Annotated in this window: 19 protein-coding genes; 12 read left to right on the top strand and 7 right to left on the bottom strand. The window is 70.8% G+C overall.

Annotated elements, in window-relative coordinates; genetic code table 11:
* Positions 1-231 precede the first annotated feature (231 nt).
* Entirely contained in the window at positions 232-1,476 is a 1,245-nt protein-coding gene (locus DWB68_RS13900) for an alpha-hydroxy acid oxidase (RefSeq protein ID WP_119425717.1), read from the top strand.
* A 44-nt stretch (positions 1,477-1,520) separates the two neighbouring features.
* Here the strand turns inward: DWB68_RS13900 and DWB68_RS13895 are convergent, their stop codons facing one another.
* A complete protein-coding gene (locus tag DWB68_RS13895; RefSeq protein ID WP_119425722.1) occupies positions 1,521-2,018 on the bottom strand; it encodes a M23 family metallopeptidase in 498 nt (165 codons plus the stop codon).
* Positions 2,019-2,697: 679 nt separating this feature from the next.
* Here DWB68_RS13895 and rpsB point away from each other — a divergent pair.
* The 6 genes from rpsB to DWB68_RS13865 all read left to right on the top strand — a co-directional run bounded on the left by rpsB (position 2,698) and on the right by DWB68_RS13865 (position 7,744).
* The gene (rpsB, locus tag DWB68_RS13890) at positions 2,698-3,528 is read left to right on the top strand and encodes a 30S ribosomal protein S2 (RefSeq protein ID WP_119425716.1); all 831 of its coding nucleotides are present in this window, start codon (positions 2,698-2,700) and stop codon (positions 3,526-3,528) included.
* 122 nt (positions 3,529-3,650) lie between these two features.
* Positions 3,651-4,490: a translation elongation factor Ts gene (gene tsf, locus DWB68_RS13885; protein ID WP_119425715.1), complete on the top strand. Its 840-nt coding sequence runs from the start codon at positions 3,651-3,653 to the stop codon at positions 4,488-4,490.
* 214 nt (positions 4,491-4,704) lie between these two features.
* Positions 4,705-5,427 (top strand): UMP kinase, encoded by a 723-nt coding sequence (gene pyrH, locus DWB68_RS13880; protein WP_119425714.1) that lies wholly within the window; start codon positions 4,705-4,707, stop codon positions 5,425-5,427.
* A 119-nt stretch (positions 5,428-5,546) separates the two neighbouring features.
* Positions 5,547-6,104 (top strand): ribosome recycling factor, encoded by a 558-nt coding sequence (frr, locus tag DWB68_RS13875; protein WP_119425713.1) that lies wholly within the window; start codon positions 5,547-5,549, stop codon positions 6,102-6,104.
* The gene (locus DWB68_RS13870; RefSeq protein ID WP_119425712.1) at positions 6,104-7,060 is read left to right on the top strand and encodes a phosphatidate cytidylyltransferase; all 957 of its coding nucleotides are present in this window, start codon (positions 6,104-6,106) and stop codon (positions 7,058-7,060) included. The genes frr and DWB68_RS13870 overlap by 1 nt, the downstream gene beginning before the upstream one ends.
* Before the next feature lie 99 nt (positions 7,061-7,159).
* Positions 7,160-7,744, top strand: a complete 585-nt coding sequence (locus DWB68_RS13865; protein WP_119425721.1) for a DivIVA domain-containing protein — start codon at positions 7,160-7,162, stop codon at positions 7,742-7,744.
* A 133-nt stretch (positions 7,745-7,877) separates the two neighbouring features.
* On the opposite strand, the gene DWB68_RS13860 is transcribed toward DWB68_RS13865, so the two are convergent.
* Genes DWB68_RS13860 through DWB68_RS13845 form a run of 4 tightly spaced genes read right to left on the bottom strand, consistent with a single transcriptional unit; the run spans position 7,878 to position 11,789 of the window.
* Entirely contained in the window at positions 7,878-9,302 is a 1,425-nt protein-coding gene (locus tag DWB68_RS13860; RefSeq protein ID WP_119425711.1) for a sodium/solute symporter, read from the bottom strand.
* Entirely contained in the window at positions 9,299-9,772 is a 474-nt protein-coding gene (locus DWB68_RS13855) for a hypothetical protein (RefSeq protein WP_119425710.1), read from the bottom strand. The genes DWB68_RS13860 and DWB68_RS13855 overlap by 4 nt, the downstream gene beginning before the upstream one ends.
* Positions 9,769-10,608: a LytR/AlgR family response regulator transcription factor gene (locus tag DWB68_RS13850; RefSeq protein WP_119425709.1), complete on the bottom strand. Its 840-nt coding sequence runs from the start codon at positions 10,606-10,608 to the stop codon at positions 9,769-9,771. Before DWB68_RS13850 ends, DWB68_RS13855 begins: the two co-directional genes overlap by 4 nt.
* Positions 10,605-11,789: a sensor histidine kinase gene (locus DWB68_RS13845; RefSeq protein ID WP_119425708.1), complete on the bottom strand. Its 1,185-nt coding sequence runs from the start codon at positions 11,787-11,789 to the stop codon at positions 10,605-10,607. Before DWB68_RS13845 ends, DWB68_RS13850 begins: the two co-directional genes overlap by 4 nt.
* 210 nt (positions 11,790-11,999) lie before the next feature.
* On the opposite strand from DWB68_RS13845, the gene DWB68_RS13840 reads away from it, so the two are divergent.
* From DWB68_RS13840 to DWB68_RS13820, 5 genes are all read left to right on the top strand, one after another.
* The gene (locus DWB68_RS13840) at positions 12,000-12,398 is read left to right on the top strand and encodes a DUF485 domain-containing protein (RefSeq protein ID WP_119425707.1); all 399 of its coding nucleotides are present in this window, start codon (positions 12,000-12,002) and stop codon (positions 12,396-12,398) included.
* Between the two features lie 11 nt (positions 12,399-12,409).
* The gene (locus tag DWB68_RS13835; RefSeq protein WP_119425720.1) at positions 12,410-14,023 is read left to right on the top strand and encodes a solute symporter family protein; all 1,614 of its coding nucleotides are present in this window, start codon (positions 12,410-12,412) and stop codon (positions 14,021-14,023) included.
* A 341-nt stretch (positions 14,024-14,364) separates the two neighbouring features.
* Complete coding sequence (locus tag DWB68_RS13830; protein ID WP_119425706.1) at positions 14,365-15,504, top strand: thiamine pyrophosphate-dependent enzyme; 1,140 nt, start codon at positions 14,365-14,367, stop codon at positions 15,502-15,504.
* Positions 15,501-16,544: an alpha-ketoacid dehydrogenase subunit beta gene (locus DWB68_RS13825; RefSeq protein WP_119425705.1), complete on the top strand. Its 1,044-nt coding sequence runs from the start codon at positions 15,501-15,503 to the stop codon at positions 16,542-16,544. The genes DWB68_RS13830 and DWB68_RS13825 overlap by 4 nt, the downstream gene beginning before the upstream one ends.
* Entirely contained in the window at positions 16,544-17,977 is a 1,434-nt protein-coding gene (locus DWB68_RS13820; protein WP_119425704.1) for a dihydrolipoamide acetyltransferase family protein, read from the top strand. Before DWB68_RS13825 ends, DWB68_RS13820 begins: the two co-directional genes overlap by 1 nt.
* Before the next feature lie 96 nt (positions 17,978-18,073).
* On the opposite strand, the gene DWB68_RS13815 is transcribed toward DWB68_RS13820, so the two are convergent.
* Together DWB68_RS13815 and DWB68_RS13810 are read right to left on the bottom strand one after the other, a co-directional pair.
* Positions 18,074-19,033, bottom strand: coding sequence for a hypothetical protein (locus DWB68_RS13815; RefSeq protein ID WP_119425703.1), 960 nt, complete (start codon positions 19,031-19,033; stop codon positions 18,074-18,076).
* Positions 19,034-19,247: 214 nt separating this feature from the next.
* Positions 19,248-19,712 (bottom strand): GNAT family N-acetyltransferase, encoded by a 465-nt coding sequence (locus DWB68_RS13810; protein WP_119425702.1) that lies wholly within the window; start codon positions 19,710-19,712, stop codon positions 19,248-19,250.
* Positions 19,713-19,726 lie beyond the last annotated feature (14 nt).

The raw sequence follows: 19,726 nt of genomic DNA, 5'->3' as shown, positions 1-19,726 counted from the left end.
GTCAGAGATCACATCACGCGACACACATCCAAGACTCGCTCACAAGGCCCCCGAACGTGTTTAGCAACACGCCCTAGAGCAGCGCGGGCTGGCGGAGTGCTCCCGATCGCCGCGCGAGCCGCGTGCGGGCCCGTGCGACGCATCCTGACGCCAACTCACGGGCCGTCGCTTGACGGGAGTAGCGTCGAAGACCGTCCGCCGCGGAGCTTGCGGCGGGCGGGAAGGAACACCATGAGTAGCCCGGGAACCGGGACACCCTTTAGCTTTGGGCAGCGACGCATCCCGCGCCCGCGGGACTTTGCCGAGTACCTGAAGTTCAAGCCGATCGAGCGCGACGCCATCTCGCGGCGCCTCGCCTCGGCGCACACGCTCGAGGACATGGCACGCATCGCGCGTCGCCGCACCCCGAAGGCCGTCTTCGAGTACGTCTCCGGCGCCGCGGAGGACGAGATCAGCCTGGCCCGCGCCCGCGACGCGTTCTCCCGCGTGGAGTTTCAGCCGCACGTGCTGCGCGATGTCTCGCAGATCGACCTCAGCACGAGCATTCTGGGGCGCGAGTCGGCGCTGCCCCTCATCTTCGCCCCCACGGGCTTCACGCGCATGATGCAGTACGAGGGTGAGCCCGCCGTGGCCAGGGCCGCCCAGGCGGCCGGCCTGCCGTACGCCCTCTCCACGATGGGCACCACGAGCATCGAGCGCCTCGCCTCGGCGGCACCGGACGCGAACCTCTGGTTCCAGCTCTACCTCTGGACCGATCGTCAGGCGAGCCTGGATCTCGTGGACCGCGCCCGAGCGGCGGGCTGGGACACCCTGGTCCTGACCGTCGACACCCCGGTGGCCGGAAACCGCCTCCGCGACGTGCGCAACGGCTTCAGCATCCCGCCCAAGATCACCGCCAAGACGTTTGCCGACATGTCGATGCACCCGCAGTGGTGGCTCAACATGCTCACGACCGAGCCGCTCGAATTCGCCTCCATCAGCTACGAGGAGGGCACCCCCTCCCAGGTGGTGGGCTCCCTCTTCGACCCGTCCCTGCAGCTGGCCGATCTGGCCTGGCTCCGCGAGCGGTGGGAGGGCAAGCTCGTGATCAAGGGCATCCAGGACCCGCAGGACGCGCGCGAGGTGGTTGAGGCCGGCGCGGACGCCGTGGTCGTCTCCAATCACGGCGGCCGCCAACTGGACCGGGCCCCCACGCCGCTGGAGCTCCTGCCCCGCGTCGTGGACGCGGTGGATGGCCGGGCCGAGGTCTTCATGGACACGGGCATCACCTCCGGCGCGGACATGATCGCCGCCGTGGGCCTGGGCGCCACGGCCGTCATGGTGGGCCGCGCCTACCTGTACGGCCTCATGGCGGCGGGCGAGCGCGGTGTGAGTCGCGTGGTGGACATCTTCAAGGACGAGGCCCTGCGCACCATGCAGCTCATGGGCGCCACCTCGCTCGAGGACATGCGCGGCCGCGTGAGCCTGCGCCCGTAGCCGTAGCCGTAGCCGTAGCCGTAGCCGAGCACCCCGTCGCGCCCTCAGCGCGGCGGGGTGTTCGCGTCGATCCAGAGCACCGAGGGCCGTCGGTCCTGCACGAGCGTGCGGGGATCGCGGTAGCGCTCGTCCCTACCGTGCCCGGCGCGCAGCCCCCAGTGCACGCAGCGCCCGGAGCAATGCCCGCCGGCCGCCACCGTGCCGATCGCCTGCCCGGCGCGCACGGTGTCTCCCACCGCAACGATGGCCTCGACCGGCTCCAGCGTGGTGCGCCAGCCCCCGCCCACCTCGATCGAGACGGTGGGTCGCCCGGCCACGGTGCCGACGAAGCTGACGGTGCCCTCGGCCGGCGCCACCACGGCCGTTCCCGTCGGGGCCGCCAGGTCGACGCCGCGGTGCCCCGGCTTCCAGCGCTGCTCGGGGGCGTCGTAACCCTCCAGCAGGCCGACGCTCTCCCAGCCGGTCCCTGGCGCCGGCGCCCGGCCCACGGGCGGGACGCCCGCCGCCGCGGCGGCCAGCGCCATCGTGGACAGGCCCAGCATCAGCACCCCGCGGCGTCGGCCGAGCCGCACGCGCGCGGCCCGCGGCGAAAAGGCCAGGGGCGCCAGCGGGGGAGGGGAATCGGGCGGTTCGGGCCCCTCCCGTGCCCCGGCCCCAGCGACGGTCCCGAGTTCCCGGCCATCGCGACCCAGCCAGCGCGGCCGCGCTTCAGGGCCGCGGACACGACTGTGGTGCTCCCGGCCGGCCGCCTCGGGACGTCCGGCCGGCAGGCGCGGCGCGCCCACACCGGCTCGCGCTTCCTCCGCACGCGCCTGCGCGTGCCCCCTCTTTGTCTCCATCCACCCAGGGTGCGCCGCCAGCGGCGGCCCCGCCGCGCCGTCGTGCCCCGATGTGAACAAGCGGAAACGGTGAGGGGAAGTGTGGGGGAGCGCACCAGCCCCCGTGCACGAGCACACCGCCGCGTGCCCTACAATGGAAAGAGCGATGTCGTGTGCCCGCACGCGGTGCCACACATCGACTTCGCGCATCGCGCACCGCCCGCCTTTTCGGAGGCGAGCGGCACCCCCACCCGTGGTCCGGAATCTTCCGGTGGGTCGGCGTGGCCTCAAGCCCTGAGGCAAACGATGCCAGGGATGACTCCCCACAAGGGGGAGTGATCGTCAACCGCAAACGATAAGGGCGGGAGCGCGCTGCGCGTGCCCCGTTCGAAAGGAGCACGACATGCCCGTCGTGACCATGCGCCAGCTGCTGGACTCCGGTGTCCACTTCGGCCACCAGACCCGTCGCTGGAACCCCAAGATGAAGCGCTTCATCTTCACCGAGCGCAACGGCATCTACATCATCGATCTCCAGCAGTCGCTGGGCTACATCGATCGCGCCTTCGAGTTCGTGAAGCAGACCGTGGCCCACGGTGGCTCCGTGCTCTTCGTCGGCACCAAGAAGCAGGCCCAGGAGGCCATCGCTGAGCAGGCCACGCGCGTCAACATGCCGTACGTGAACCACCGCTGGCTCGGCGGCATGCTGACCAACTTCGCCACGGTCTCCAAGCGCGTCCAGCGCATGAAGGAGCTCGAGGAGATCAACTTCGAGGACGTCGCCGGCTCCGGCCACACCAAGAAGGAGCTCCTGCTCCTCAAGCGTGAGCTGACCAAGCTGCAGTCCAACCTCGGCGGTATCCGCAACATGACCCGCACCCCCTCCATGGTGTGGATCGTTGATACCAAGAAGGAGCACCTCGCGGTGGACGAGGCCCAGAAGCTGGGCATCCCCGTGGTCGCCATCCTGGACACCAACTGCGATCCCGACGAGGTCACCTACCCGATCCCGGGTAACGACGACGCGATCCGCTCCGTCAACCTGCTGACCCGCGTCATCGCCGACGCCGTCGCCGAGGGCCTCATGGTCCGCCACAACGGTGCCGAGAAGGGCGAGGCCGCTGCCGAGCCGATGGCCGAGTGGGAGCGCGAGCTGCTCGAGGGCCAGCAGGCCGAGGCGCCCGCCGCCGAGGCCACCGAGGCGCCGGCCGAGGCCGCCGCCGAGGGCGAGAAGTAAGCCTTCGTTTGACCAACTGACCGTGGGCCGGCCTGACCGGCCGGCCCACGGTTGTCTCCGGCGCCACCACGCCGCGAAGACACTGATCCACGAATCAACTTCACACGAACGGGGTTACCCACATGGCGAACTACACCGCCGCTGACATCAAGGCCCTGCGCGAGCTCACCGGCGCCGGCATGATGGACGTCAAGAAGGCTCTGGACGAGGCCAACGGCGACACCGCCAAGGCCGTCGAGATCATCCGCGTTAAGGGCCTCAAGGGCGCCACCAAGCGCGAGTCCCGCGCCACCGCCGAGGGCCTGGTCGCCGCCACCGTCGTTGACGGCAAGGTCGGCTTCATGATCGAGCTCAACTGCGAGACCGACTTCGTCGCCAAGAACGACAAGTTCATCGCCCTGGCCAACACCGTGCTGGCCGCCGCTGTCGAGGCCGGCGCCGCCGACGTCGACGCCGTCCTGGCCGCCCCGGCCGAGGGCAAGACCGTCAAGGACGCCATCGACGAGCTCGGTGCCATCCTGGGCGAGAAGCTGCAGCTGCGCCGCGTGTCCAAGGTCGAGGGTGACGTCGTTGACGCCTACCTGCACAAGACCTCCAAGGATCTCCCGGCTCAGGTTGGCGTCCTCGTGGCCGTCGCCGGTGCCGGCGAGGCCGCCGAGACCGCCGCCCACGACGTGGCCGTGCACATCGCCGCCATGTCCCCCACGTACCTCACCCGCGAGGACGTGCCGGCGGACAAGGTCGCCGACGAGCGCCGCATCGCCGACGAGACCGCTCGCGCCGAGGGCAAACCCGAGGCCGCGCTGCCGAAGATCGTCGAGGGTCGCCTGACCGGTTTCTTCAAGGACGTCGTGCTGCTGGACCAGGCCTTCGCCAAGGATGCCAAGAAGTCCGTCGGCAAGGTGCTCGAGGAGGCCTCGGCCACCGCCGTCGCCTTCGAGCGCTTCCGCGTCGGCGCCTGATCACCCTTTAGGGGATCACCGCACCCCAACAACGAAGGGCGGTCACCGGGAACACCCCGGCTGACCGCCCTTTGTTGTGTCCGCTTGTCGCAACCGGCCCCCACGAGCCGGGCGGCGAACGCCCTCACCCGGGCACGATTCGTGGGAGAATCCTCAAGGCCCCACCGATGAAGGCCATGAGGAACACTTCAGCACCACGCGCAAGGAGACCTTCATGTCGCATGAGACCGCCACCCGCCGTCGTCGGGTCCTGCTCAAGCTGTCCGGGGAGGTGTTTGGCGGAGGCAAGCTCGGTGTCGATCCCGGCACCGTGCGCGGCATCGCCGAGCAGATCGCCAGCACCGTGGGCGAGGTCGAGACGGCCATCGTCGTGGGCGGCGGCAACTTCTTCCGCGGGGCCGAGCTGGCGGAGTCCGGCATGGACCGCTCGCGCGCCGACTACATGGGCATGCTCGGCACCGTCATGAATTGCCTGGCCCTGCAGGACTTCCTGGAGCAGGCCGGCGTCGAGACGCGCGTGCAGTCCGCGATCTCCATGGCCCAGGTCGCCGAGGCCTACATCCCGCGCCGCGCCATCCGTCACCTGGAGAAGGACCGCGTGGTCATCTTCGGCGCCGGCGCCGGCCTGCCGTACTTCTCCACCGACACCGTGGCCGCCCAGCGCGCCCTCGAGGTGCACGCCGACGAGGTGCTCATGGCCAAGTCGGGCGTGGACGGCGTCTACACGGCCGACCCGCACAAGGACCCCACGGCCAAGAAGCTGGACACGCTGACCTACAACGACGCGCTGCGCCAGAACATCCGCGTCATGGACCAGACCGCCATGACCATGTGCAAGGACAACAAGCTCGACATGCTGGTCTTTGGCATGGAGGGCGAGGGCAACGTGGCCCGCGCGCTGCGCGGCGAGCGGATCGGCACGACCGTCACCGTTTGAGCGGCTTGAGCGGCGCCCGAAAGGGCGTTGTGACCTAGGATGAGATTCAAACTGCCCCCCGTTTTCGTTCCGGGGAGCCAGAACACGGCCGTGCTGTACGCGCGGCGAAGGAGAGAACCGTGATCGAAGAGACTCTGGCAGATACCGCCGACAAGATGGATCGCACCATCGAGGCGGCCAAGGAGGACTTCGCGACGATCCGTACGGGCCGCGCGAACCCGGGCCTGTACGCCAAGGTGATGGTGGACTACTACGGCTCCATGACCCCGCTGCAGCAGCTGGCGCAGTTCGCGACGCCGGACGCCCGCACCATCCTGATCACCCCCTTCGACGTCTCCGCCATGCGCGAGATCGAGAAGGCCCTCTCCGACTCCGAGGTGGGCGCCAACCCCTCCAACGACGGCAAGCAGATCCGCGTGACGCTCCCCGAGCTGACCGAGGAGCGCCGCAAGGAGTACGTGAAGATCGTCAAGGGCAAGGCCGAGGACCACAAGATCGCCACGCGTAACCACCGCCGCAAGGCCAAGGACGCGATCGACAAGGCCGTCAAGGACGGCGAGATCGGCGAGGACGACGGCGCCCGCGGCGAGAAGGAACTCGACGCCATCACCAAGAAGCACGTCGACGCGATCGACGATCTGCTCAAGCGCAAGGAAGCGGAGCTGCTGGAGGTCTGATGACCAACGGTTCCGATGCCCCCACGCCGTCACCCTCGCTCGAGGGGGACGGCGTGGGGGTGCTTCCCCTGCCCGAGGATGTCGCCGCGCCCTTGCGCCCACTGACCCGCCGGGCGCGCCGCGAGGCCAGCGCCAAGACCTCCAAGGCCGGCCGCGATCTGCCCATGGCGATCGGCGTCGGCGCCGGCCTCATGGCCCTGCTGATGCTCGGCATCTTCGTGTGGCCGCCGCTCTTCGTGGCGCTCGGTTCGATCGTGTGCGTCATCGGCGTGTGGGAGGTCTCTCGCGCGCTGCAGTCGCACAGTGGGGTCCCGGTGCCGCTGTTGCCCATGGCCGTTGGCGCCGCGTCGATGCCCATCGCCGCGAGCTACGCCGGCCCTGCCGCGCTCGGCGTGGCGTTCGTCGCCTCGGCGCTCCTCGTGACGATCTGGAACGCGTTGGAGGGGCGCGCGAGCTCGCTGCGATCCATCGGCTACTCGCTGCTCACGCTGTCGTGGGTGCCGCTGCTTGCCTCCTTCGCATTCCTGATGTTCCGCGAGGAGAACGGCCCGCTACTGCTCTTCTCGTTGCTGCTGCTGGTGGTCTCCAACGACACCTTCGGGTACATCTTTGGCGCGTGGCTCGGCAAGCACCCTATGGCCCCGCGGATCAGCCCCAAGAAGTCCTGGGAGGGCTTCGCCGGCTCGGTCGGCGGCGCCATGCTTGTGGGTGTGGCGCTGTGCCTCTTTGTCCTGCACCTGCCGTGGTGGGTTGGCCTCGTGCTCGCCGCCGCGACGGCGATGGCCGCCACGGCCGGCGATCTTGCCGAGTCGATGGTCAAGCGCGAGCTCGGCATCAAGGACATGAGCAATCTGCTGCCGGGCCACGGCGGCATGATGGACCGCCTCGATTCCATGCTCTTTGCCGTGCCGATCGGCTACGTCGTCACGGTGCTCGCCGTCGGCGCGTTCACCTAAGCCGCGCGCGGGCGCTGCCGATAGCATGAGGGACGCACACGCCGTGCGGCCAGAACCGACTTTGATGACGAAGACACAGACCAGGAGTGACAAGTGAGCGTGCACGACGACGCCCAGCCGGCCGGGCGCAGCCTCTTCCCTCGCGTGGCGGATGACGAGTTCGGATACGAGCCAGCCCAGGTGGAGCGCTTCCTGCAGCGCGCCCGGGCCACGTACGAGACGGCACTCCCGGACGACGAGGTCGTCACGAGCGCCGTGGTGCGCCGCACCACCTTCGACCCGGCGCGCGGCGGCTACGAGCCGCGCGAGGTCGACGCCGCCCTGGATCGCCTCGAGGACGTCTTTGCCGCCCGTGAGCGCAACGCCATCATCGAGTCCGAGGGGCACGACCGCTGGATCGAGGGGATCGCCCAGGTCTCCGGCGTGCTGCGGGCCCGCCTGCACCGCGCGCCCGGCGAGCGTTTCCGCCGCCCCTCGCGCGGTGGGGTGTCCTCCTACGCGATCGCCGACGTCGACGCGCTGTGCGATCGCCTCCTCGAGTATTTTGAGCAGGATGTGCCGCTCTCCGTTGACGACGTCCGCCGCGCCACCTTCGGCCGCGCCACGGGCGAGGAGGGCTACGAGGAGAACCAGGTGGATGCCTTCCTGGATCGCACCATCGAGCTCATGGCCTCGATCGACTGACCTCCCACGCTCACGGCGGGGCGGCCTCCCTTCACGGGAGGCCGCCCCGCTCGCGTTTGTGGGGCACGGCCCGACGGCGGGTGGGCAGGTCGCGTGCCAGGGACCACCCGCCGTGGGGCTGGCGTGGGCGCCGTCAGGGCGTGTGCAGGCGCGCGAGGATCGCGTCGGCGTCGGCCGGGCCGGGGCTGCGGTACGAGGCGATCACGAGCGCCGCGATGGCGCACGGCACGCTCAGCAGGGCCGGCTGGCCCAGGAGCCCGCCCCACAACGTCCCGGTACCGACCCCGAGGGCCGCGGCGCCGAGGCTCGCCCCGCACACGAGCGCGCCGGTGACGATGCCGGCCACGGCTCCGGGCCCCGAGCAGCGCCTCCACCAGATGCCCGCCAGCAGCACGGGCGCGATGGTGGAGGCCGTCAGCGCAAAGATGGAGCCGATGACGCCGGCCAGCGCGGTCGAGGACGTCACGAGGGCCAGCGCTCCGGGCACCAACGCGGCCAGCAGCGCGCCGCGGCGGAAGCCGTCCACCGTCCCGCCGAAGAAACGGCGACCGATGACGCCGGCCAGGGCGATGCACAGCCCCGAAGAGGTGGAGATGAAGGCGGCGAACGCGCCGCCGGCCACGAGCGCCGCGAGGGCCACGGAGAGTGGGCCGTCCAGGAGCAGGGTGGGCAGCTGGAGCACCGTGGTGTCCGGCGTGCTGCCGATGGCACCGGAGGCCACGGCGAGGAAGCCGAGGGCCGTGGGAATCAGGTAGAACGCGCAGACGAGGCAGATGACGATGACGGTGGTGCGCCGGGCGCTGGCGCCATCCGGGTTCGTGTAGAAGCGCACCAAGACGTGGGGGAGGCCCAGCGTGCCGAAGACGAGCGCCACGAGTAGCGAGACCGTGACGAGCGGCGGCTGCGTCGAGGCCGGCAGGGCGAGCTCCACGGCCACCGGGCCGCGCGAGGTGGCGAAGCCGAAGATGAGCGCGGCGGCGGGGACGGCCAGCGCCGCCAGCTTGAGCCAATACTGCACGGCCTGGACCAGGGTGATGGAGCGCATGCCGCCCGGCACCACCGAGGCGATCACCACCGCCGTCACGATGAGCGGCCCCACCCAGCCCGGCGCGCCCGTGACGGTGCGGACGGTCAGGGCCGCGCCGTGCATCTGGGGGAGCATGTAGAGCCACCCGACGCCGAGCACGGCGTAGCCGAGCGCCTTGGCGGCCCGTTCGTCCCTGAACCGCACGAGCGCGAAGTCGGACAGGGCGTAGGCGCCGGAGCGGCGCAGGGGAGCGGCGACGAAGAGCAGAAGCATGAGGAAGCCGGCCGCGTAGCCCACGGGGTACCAGAGCCCGTCGCGGCCCGAGAGGACGATGAGGCCCGTGACCCCCAGGAAGCTCGCGGCGGAGAGGTACTCGCCGCCGATCGCCGAGGCGTTGAACCACGGGCGCACCGAGCGCGCGGCGACGTAGACGTCTGCCGTGGTCCGCGAGCGATGCCCGCCCCGCAGCGCCACGAGGATCGTCACGGCGCAGACGAGTCCGATGGCGGCGGCCAAGGCCAGGGAGTTCATGCGGCCTCCCCGCTCACGCGCTGGTAGCGCCGCTCGAGCCGGAGGGAGGCGGCCTGGTACAGCAGGGCCGCGCCGATGACGAGCGGGTAGAGCGCCACGCCGATGAGCCACCAGGAGAGCGGGAGACCGGCGGGGCGGACGCTCTCCAGCAGATCCCACGACGCCGCGGCCACGGCGAGCACCGAGACCACGGCAAGGAAGGCGGCGGCCACCGTGACGGAGAGCCGCAACTGGGCGCGGCGCAGGGCGGCCGCGTAGTAGTTCTCCGCGCTGAGCACCTCCTCGGCGCCCTCGCGGCGCTCCTCGGAGCTCAGCCGCGTGCGGCCCGGCGCTGGCGCACCCAAGGCGGCCTCGACGGCGGCGAGGGCACCCGCGTGCGTGGCGGGGGCGTCCCCGGGCGAGGCCGGGGAGGCGAGGCGCCCGCCCTGGCCGGGCCCGGCGTCGTCGTGCCCCTGCCCGGCGGCGCTCACTGGCGCTCCGAGGCGAGGGCGTTGAGCCCAAAGCTCGCGCGCACGCGCGCGAGGGCGCGGCGGGCCACGGGCAGGGTGACACCGGCGACCCGCACGACGGGCGCGCCGTCCACGCGGGTCACGGCCTCGATGGCGTCAACGCGCACGAGGGCCGAGCGGTGGATCCGCACGAAGCCGGCGCCGGCCCAGCGCGCCTCGAGCGCCGAGAGCGGGGTGCGCTCGAGGAAGCTGCCGCGGGCCGTGTGCAGGCGCGCGTAGTCGCCGGCCGCCGTGACGTGCGTGATCTCCCGCAGCTGGATGCGGACGGAGCTCTCGCCCTGGACCACGACGACGGTCGGTTCGGCGGCGCCCTCCGGCGCCTCCGCGCCGCCGGGGGCGGGAGCCGAGGCGGCTGCGGGGGACGCAGGGACGGCCTGGGACCCCGTGGCGGGGTGGGCGGGCGCAGGGGCCTCCCGGGCCTCGTGGGGCGAGGCCTCGCGGGCGTCGGCCACGCGGCGCACGGCCTCGGAAAGCCGGGCCGGGCGCACCGGCTTGAGCAGGTAGTCGACGGCCGCGAGCTCGTAAGCCTGGATCGCGTGGGACTCGTCCGCGGTCACGAACACGAGGGCGGGCGGATGCGCAAAGCGCTGCAGGATCGAGGCCGTCTCCAGGCCGCTGAGCCCGGGCATGTGGATGTCCAGGAGGACCAGGTCCACTGCGTTCTCCTGCAGCTCGCGGAAGGCGGCCTCGGCGCTGTGCGCCGTGAACACCTCGCCCACCCGCTCGTCGCGCGAGAGCAGGTAGGCGAGCTCGCGGACCGCCGGCTCCTCGTCGTCCACCACCAGAACGCTGATCATCTGGCCTCCCTGGCCGCGGGGGCCGCCGCGGCGGCCGGATGGAACTTGGGGATGCGCACGGCGACCTGCATGCCGGCCCCTGGACCCGTGTCGACGACGAGGCCGGAGCCCGCGCCGTACACCTGGCGCAGGCGCAGGTCGACGTTGCGCAGGCCCACGTGATCGCCGGGGCTGGCCCCGGAGAGGACCTCCCTGACCCGCTCTGGATCGGCCCCCACGCCGTCGTCGTTGACGATGAGCAGGGCGGTCTCGCCCTCGTCGCGCGCGCTGAGCGTGACCGTGCCGCCGCCCGGCCTGGCCTCGAGCCCGTGACGCACGGCGTTTTCGACGAGCGGCTGGAGTGTGAGGAAGGGCAGGGGGAGAGCAAGGACCTCGGGGGCCACGTCGAGGCGGACGCGCAGGCGATCGCCGAAGCGCGCCCGTTCGAGTTGGAGGTAGCCCTCGATGGCCCGCAGCTCCTCCGAGAGCGTCGTGAAGTCGGAGTTGCGGCGGAAGGAGTAGCGCGTGAAGTCGGCGAACTCGAGGACCAGCTCGCGGGCCCGCTCGGGGTCGGTGTGGATGAAGGACGCAATGGCGTTGAGCGAGTTGTAGATGAAGTGCGGGGAGATCTGCGCGCGCAGCGCCCGCACCTCGGCCTCCGCGAGCGCCGAGCGCGAGGACTCGAGCTCGGCCGCCCCGTGCAGCGCGCTCACCCAGGCGGCGACCTCCTCGACCGAGCGCACAAAGGCGGCGTCGGACTTGACGCTCGCGGCGGCGAGCCAGCCGACCTGCGCGTTCCCGGACCGCAGCGGCGCCGTCACGACGTGCCAGCCACCGTCGACGTCCTTGAGCCTGCGCACCTTGGCGCGGGTGCCGGGGGAGGGGAGCTCCGGGGCGGTGTTCCCGGGCCAGCGGCCCCACAGCGTCAGGCGGCGATGCGCGTCGTAGAGCGCCACCCCTTCGGCCCGTAGGAGCCGGGCCAGGGCGGCGGCTGCCTCCGGCGCGGAGCCGGGCTCGAGCCCGCCGGCCAGCGCGGCGGCCGTGGCGCCCACCTCGCGCAGCGTGCGGTAGTGCTCGTGCTCGGATTCGCCGCCCAGCGTGCGGTCCCGACGCAGCAACGCGAGGATGCCCCAGGCCGCAAGCAGGACAAGCGCGGTGGCGCCGAGGGCCGCCACCGCGAGCAGCGCCCACGTCGAATCCATGCCACTCAGGCTAGGTGATCTGCGTCACGGCGGCGTACCGCTGACCGCTGATCGCGTCATATCGATCGTTCATCGTGTCGCGCGCGGCGCTTGGGCGCACGAGCGGGCGCACCCCCTGGGATGCGGGTGTGGCGAGGGTCACACTCGTCGGGTAGTCCGGCACCCGCGGTGCCGTCCCCGCATACGGCACCCACGAGGCAAAGGAGCGTCATGTCAGACTCGCCCACCCCAGCACCCGAGGACTTCCTTCGGGTCCAACAGGAGCCTCGCTTCAGGAAGCTGCGTTCGGACTACCGGCGCTTCGCCTTCCCCATGACGGCGCTCTTCCTCGCGTGGTACCTGCTCTACGTCATCGTTGCGGCGTTCTTCCCGCAGGTCATGGCCGTGCGCGTGTACGGCTATGTCAACGTCGGCATCGTGTGGGGGCTGCTGCAGTTCGTCTCCACGTTCGTCATCACGGCGCTCTACGTACGCTTCGCCAATCGCAAACTGGACCCGGAGGCCACGGCCATCCGTCAGGAGCTCGAGGCCGACGCCGAGCGCAACGCCGCCGCCCAAGCCGGCGCCAAGCACGCCGCTCCCGCCGCCACCCAGGAGGAGGCCAAGTGAACCCGCTCGCCATCGTTCCCGTGCCCGCCGCCGCGCCCGCGGCGCAGGTGGGCAACCCCTGGATCAACATCGGCATCTTCGGCCTGTTTGTGGTCGTGACGCTCGTGGTCGTGCTGCGCGCCTCGCGCAACAACAAGACCGCCGCCGACTACCTGGCCGGCGGTCGCGCCTTCACGGGCGGCCAGAACGGCACCGCCATCGCCGGCGACTACCTCTCCGCCGCGAGCTTCCTCGGCATCGTGGGGGCTATCGCCATCTACGGCTACGACGGCTTCCTCTACTCCATCGGCTTCCTCGTGGCCTGGCTCGTGGCCTTGCTCCTCGTGGCCGAGCTGCTGCGCAACACCGGCAAGTTCACCATGGCCGACGTCCTGAGCTTCCGGCTCAAGCAGAAGCCCGTGCGCATCGCCGCTTCCATCACCACCCTGGCGGTCTGCCTGTTCTACCTGCTGGCGCAGATGGCGGGCGCCGGCGGCCTCGTCTCGCTCCTGCTGGGCATCAGCGACAAGGCCGGCCAGTCGGTCGTCATCATCGTGGTCGGCGCCCTCATGATCTTCTACGTGCTCATGGGCGGCATGAAGGGCACCACCTGGGTGCAGATCATCAAGGCTTGCCTGCTCATCGCCGGCGCGTTTGTCATGACGGTGTGGGCCCTGGCCATGCACGGCTTCGACTTCAACGCCCTGCTCGGCGCGGCCGTGGAGAAGGCCGGCACGGAGAAGATCCTGGATCCGGGTCAGCAGTACGGCAAGTCCATCACCACCAAGATCGACTTCCTCTCGCTGGGCCTGGCCCTCGTCCTCGGCACGGCTGGTCTGCCGCACGTGCTCATGCGCTTTTACACGGTGCCGACGGCCAAGGAGGCCCGCAAGTCCGTGGTCTGGGCCATCTGGCTCATCGGCGCCTTCTACCTCTTCACCCTGGTGCTCGGCTACGCCGCCGGCGCGCTGATCGGCGTCGACGCGATCAAGGCGGCTCCGGGCGGGCAGAACTCCGCCGCCCCGCTGCTGGCCTACCACCTGGGCGGCTCGGTGCTGCTAGGCATCATCGCCGCCGTGGCCTTCGCGACGATCCTCGCGGTCGTCGCCGGCCTGGCGATCACGGCTGCCGCCTCCTTCTCGCACGACATCTACGGATCCGTGATCAAGAAGGGCAAGGCCACCTCGGAGCAGGAGGTGAAGGTCGCCCGCCGCACGGTCATCGTGATCGGCCTCGTGGCGATCGTGGGCGGCATCGGCGCCCAGGGGCAGAACGTGGCCTTCCTGGTGGCGCTCGCGTTCGCCGTGGCCGCCTCGGCGAACCTGCCGACCATCCTGTACTCCCTGTTCTGGAAGCGCTTCACGACCCGCGGCGCGCTCTGGTCCATGTACGGTGGCCTCGGCTCGGCGCTGATCCTGATCATCTTCTCGCCCGTCATGTCCGGCGCGGCGACCTCGATGATCCAGGGCGTGAACTTCGCGTGGTTCCCGCTGGCCAACCCCGGCATCGTCTCCATCCCGCTCGCGTTCTTCCTCGGCTGGCTCGGTTCGATCACCGACAAGAACACCGAGGATCCGGTCAAGGCGGCCGAGATGGAGGTGCGCTCCCTGACCGGCATCGGCGCGGAGGCACCCGTGGATCACTGATCCACCCCCAAGTCAGGTGATGCCCCTTCGAGGCGGTCCAGGGCCGTTTCGCTTCGAGGGGGCATCGCCGCGCCCGGGGGGGGCGATGCCTGGCCCGGCGCAGCCGGGTCGTGCGCCCCTTCCTGGCACCGGCACGACGTCGCCCGCTCACGTGAGCGGGCGACGTCGTGCCGTGTTGTTGCGGGGTCACCGGCGGTCCAGTTACCGGCGAGTAAGCCTTGAGGAACCACATCGCTGTGAGTACCGTCACAACAAGACTCGGCCACCGCCGTGTCAACGAGCAGAACCTCGGCCGCACACCCAGCCGGTCCGGGATTCCGATTCGAGGAAGGTGCTGATCCATGGCGCTTGCTCCCAGCGAGAGAAACGCGAATTCCCCCTATCCGGAGGATTCGGCGCAGAACTGCCCCAGCACGCTCAGCCTGCTCTCGCCCGAGGGCGTGCGCGTGACGACCGGCCCGGACGCCGCCCGCGTGGCGGACATCGACGACACGGCGCTCGCGGCGCTGTACGCCAAGATGGTCGTCCAACGGCGCATCGACGCCGAAGGTACCGCCCTGCAGCGCCAGGGACAGCTCGCCCTCTGGGCTCCGAGCAAGGGCCAGGAGGCCGCGCAGATCGGCGCCGCCGAGGCCTTCCGCGACGATGACTTCATCTTCCCCACCTACCGCGACCACGGCGTGATCCACTCGCGCGGCGTTGCCCCCTCCGAGGTCATGCGCCAGTGGCGCGGGGCCTCCCACGGCGGCTGGGACCCGCACGAGAAGCACATGGCGCCCGTGCAGATCATCATCGGCGCGCAGACTCTCCATGCCGTCGGCTACGCCATGGGCGCCGCCTTCGACGGCCAGGGCGGGGCGGCCGTGGCCTTCCTGGGCGACGGTGCCACGAGCCAGGGCGACGTCAACGAGGCGATGGTCTTTGCCGCGAGCTTCAACGCGCCGGTGCTCTTCTTCCTCGAGAACAACCAGTTCGCCATCTCCGAGCCGGTGACCCTGCAGTCCCGCACGCCGCTCGTTGACCGCCCGCGCGGCTTCGGCATCCGCGCCGTGCGCGTGGACGGCAACGACGTGCTCGCCGTGCTCTCCGCGACGCGCGACGCCCTGGCCCGCATCGATGCCGGCGAGGGCCCGCAGTTCATCGAGGCCGTGACCTACCGCCGCGGCGCTCACACCACCGCGGACGACCCGAGCCGTTACCGCGACACCGAGCTGGAGTCCTACTGGGAGAAGCTGGACCCGATCGACCGCGTCGAGGCGCACCTGCGCTCCCGCGGCGTGGACGTGGATGCGGTGCTGGCCGAGGCCGGCACCGAGGCGGACGGCGTGGCAGCCGAGTTGCGCGCCGCCGTGATCTCCATGCAGGAGGACGATCCGGAGCTGCTCTTTGCCCACGTCTACTCCGAGCCGCACCCGCGGATCGCGGAGCAGCGCGAGGAGTACCTCGGTTACCTCGCCGAGACGGGTGGTTCCGCGGCATGAGCACCACCAAGCTGACCTTCGCCAAGGCCATCAACTCCGCGTTGGACACGGCGCTGGCCCAGGACCCGCGCGTGCTCATCATGGGCGAGGACGTGGGCAAGCTCGGCGGCGTCTTCCGCGTCACCGACGGCCTGCAGGCCAAGCACGGCACGCAGCGCGTGCTTGACACGCCCTTGGCCGAGTCAGGGATCGTAGGCACGGCCGTTGGCCTGACGTACCGCGGCTTCCGCCCCATCGTGGAGATCCAGTTCGACGGCTTCGTGTATCCGGCCTTCGATCAGATCGTGGCCCAGGTGGCCAAGCTGACCATGCGCACCGACGGGCGGCACAAGATGCCGATCGTCATCCGCATCCCCTTCGGCGGAAACATCGGTTCGCCTGAGCACCACTCCGAGTCGCCCGAGGCCTACTTTGTGCACACCGCGGGCCTGCGGGTCGTGGCGCCGGGCAACCCGCAGGACGCCCACGACATGCTCCTGCAGGCCATCGCGAGCGACGACCCCGTGGTCTACTTCGAGCCCAAGCGCCGCTACTACGAGTCCGCCGAGGTGGATCTCGACGCGCTGTCCGCCGCCTCGCGCCTGGACCAGGCCGTGGTGCGCCGCGCCGGAGACGACGTCACGCTCGTTGCCTACGGCCCGCTCGTGAAGACCGCCCTCGAGGCCGCCGAGCTCGCCGCCGAGGACGGCACGAGCGTGGAGGTCGTCGACCTGCGCTCGCTCTCGCCCATGGACTACGAGACGCTCACCGCCTCCGTGCGGCACACGGGGCGCCTGGTCGTGGCGCACGAGGCCTCCCGGACCGTTGGCCTGGGCGCCGAGATCTCCGCCGTGGTGACCGAGCGCTGCTTCGAGTACCTCGAGCACGCGCCCGTGCGCGTCACGGGCTTCGACATTCCGTACCCGCCCGCGCACCTCGAGGAGCATCACGTGCCGGACCGGGACCGCATCCTGGACGGCATCGACCACGCGCTTGGACGCTTCGACGGGATCGGCCTGTCCGCCCCCGCGGGTGCCGCCGTGGAAGGCGGTGCCCTCTGATGCTCACCGTGTTTCCGCTGCCCGATCTCGGCGAGGGACTCACCGAGTCAGAGATCGTCTCCTGGAACGTCAAGGAGGGCGACACGGTTGCCCTCAACCAGGTCCTCGGCGAGGTCGAGACCGCCAAGGCCGTCGTGGAGCTTCCCAGCCCCTTCGCCGGCGTCGTCTCCGCGCTGCACGCCGGGCCGGGCGAGGTCGTCGAGGTCGGCAAGCCGCTCGTGACCTTCGAGGTGGAGGGCGAGGAGCCCGCCGCGCCAGCCGGGGGAGAGGGCGGCGCCGAGCGCACCCCCACCCTGGTCGGGTACGGGGCCGCCGCCGACGCCGGTGGCTCACGCCGCCGCCGCCGCGGTGCCGCGACGCTGACGCAGGCGCCTCCCGCCGCGGCGCCAGCCGATGCGGCGCCGGCTCCCGCGGAGCCGCCGCTCGCCCCCGCGGCCGCCGTCGTGGCCCCGGCCATCGCCGAGGCTCCGGCCCCGAGGGCTGACCGCCCGCGCTCCACGCCTCCCGTGCGCAAGCTCGCCCGGGACGCCGGACTGGACATCGCGCTCATCGCCGGCACGGGCCCCGAGGGGCTGGTCACGCGCGCCGACGTGCAGGCCGCCCTCTCCGGGGCGCCGATTGCGGCGTCCCTGCCGACTCTCGCCGCGCCAGCGGCGGGCGAGGCACCCGCCGCGCCGGCCGCCGTCGTGCAGGCTGGCTCAGCGCATGAGGGCGGCGCGCGCACCCTCGGCGGGCGCCCGCGCACGTGGGACGTGCCCGTCAAGGGCGTCAAGAAGGCCACGGCCAACGCGATGGTCGCGTCCATGCGGGACCAGCCGCAGGTCACCGAGTTCCTCACGGTGGACGTCACGCGATCCATGGAGCTCACCGCGCAGCTCAAGCGCGAGCGCGGCTTCCGCGACATCAAGCTCTCGCCGCTGAGCCTCGTGGCGAAGGCCGTGTGCATCGCGCTCGAACGCGAACCGGGGCTCAATGCGCGCTGGGCGGGCGAGAACATCACGATGCAGTCGTTCGTGAACCTCGGCATCGCCGCGGCCACCGACCGCGGGCTCGTGGTGCCGAACATCAAGGACGCGCAGGCGCTGAACCTGCTGGGGCTGTGCGAGGCGATCAACGAGCTCGCCGCGACGGCCCGTGCGGGCAAGACGCCGCAGGCGAGCCTCACGGGCGGCACGTTCACGATCACGAACGTTGGCGTGTTTGGGGTGGACGCCGGCACGCCGATCCTCAACCCGGGGGAGACGGGCATCCTGGCGATGGGCCAGGTGCGCCGCACGCCGTGGGAGCACCACGGGGAGATTGCGTTGCGTGACGTCATGACGCTTTCTCTCACGTTCGATCACCGCGTGGTGGACGGGGCGGAGGGTTCACGCTTCCTGGCCGATGTGGGGGCGATTCTCTCGGATCCGGGGCGCACCCTGACGATGGTCTGACTCCGCCCGGCCCCCTCGTGGTGCCCCGTCAAACACCCCTGATCGGAGTGCCAAATGTCGCCGAAACCGCCGTTTTCGCGACAAATGGCACTCCGATCAGGGTGTTGAGGGGCGCCAACCGCGGTCCATGAGTGCGTTTCGGACGCGTCGCACTCCTTCGTCGGGGGTCTTGAGGACATGAGCGGACGTCAGTTCAACCATCAGCCACCCCGCCTGTCGCAGGCGGAACATTCGGTCGACGTCCGCCTGATACGTCTGTGCGTCACGGTGGTGGGCGCCTTGGTATTCAACGCGCACCTTGTACGCCGCGAACGCCGCGTCCACGTTGCCGAGCCAAGCATCGCCCTCGTAGATGTCCGCATTGAGCGCGGGCGAAGGGAGCTCGGCTTCAAGCCATCGGAGGCGCATGAGCGTTTCGGGATGGGAATGGCTGCCGGTGCTCGCCAGGGGCAGCGCCCATCGCAAGCGCATGCTGCCGAGCCATTGCCCGGCCGCTAACGCGTTTCTGAGGTCGTGGATCTTACAGAGTGGGCCGGTCAGCAACTCGGGGTGGAACCCGCCCGGATTGCGGGGAATCCACAACAGGGCGTCCGCCGCAGCGACGAGATCGTCCACGCAAAGGTGTTTACCGAGCGAAGCCCAGGCCTCCGGGGCCGAGAGGCTCGGCAGGCCCTGCACGGATTCGGTGCGCACCACGTTTGCCCGGAATCGCCGCCCTCGTACACCGAAGCGCCGCGGCGGTGTTGCAGGGTAGCGGACGCCGACGTGCAGCTCGGTGAGCGTGGTTCGCGGCACGGGCATGCCCCAGAGGGCGGCGGCCGAGGGGCCGACGAAGAAGGCATGCTCGGCTAAGACCGGCGCCAGGGCCCGCAGGGCCTCGATGTGGCCCTTGGCGTCCGTGATGTCGTCGAGCGGTTCGCCAGCGCTGGCACCGACCGTGCGGGCGCCGTGGTGCGGGCGCAGGAGCGTGGGGGCATCCCACTCCGCGCGTCGCTGACCTTCGCGGCGGGCCTGGGAGACGCTGAAGTGGCGCTCACTCGGTGGTTGCTGTGGCATCCCCGAAGTATGGGCGTTTCTGGCTCGGCGTGCGGCGCATTGTCCACAGGCCTCCAACACCCCCTGATCGGACTGCCAAATGTCGCCGAAACGCCCGTTTCGACGACATTTGGCACTCCGATCGGGGGAAGGGAGGGCCTTGCTGGAGGGTGGAACGACGGCGCCCGCTCACCTTGAGGTGAGCGGGCGCCGTGCGCGTGGGGCCGGGGAGGGCTCAGGCCAGCTCGAGGATGTCCTCGCTCACCACGGCGGCGCGGGCGTTGGAGAAGTCCTTCGCCTCGCCGATCTTGGTGAAGCCGCGGCGCTCCAGGATCTTCTGCGTGCCGATGTTGTCGGAGACCACGCGGGCGCGCACGGGGCGGGCCGGGAACTCGGCGAGGATCGCGTCCACGGCGGCCGTGGTGATGCCCTGGCCCCAGAACTTCTTGTCGGTCCAGAACGAGAGCTCCGGGATGCCCTCGTTGGGGTAGAGCACGATGGAGCCGGCAACCTCGCCGTCCAGCTCGATGGTGCGCACCACGGTCTCGGGATCGCGCAGCATGAGGCCCCAGTGGTAGTTGAAGACGCCACGATCGGAGGGGTTCTTGGCGGTGAAGGCCGCCATCTCGTTGGCCTCCGGGTCCAGCTGCTGCTCAAAGAAGCGGTCGAGATCGCCGGGTTCGACGGGACGGAGCTTCACGATGTCTCCTCAAG

The sequence above is a fragment of the Galactobacter valiniphilus genome, from assembly GCF_003575975.1.
In the GTDB taxonomy this organism is placed as follows: Bacteria; Actinomycetota; Actinomycetes; order Actinomycetales; family Micrococcaceae; genus Galactobacter; species Galactobacter valiniphilus.
This window is presented reverse-complemented; position numbering and strand designations above follow the sequence as displayed.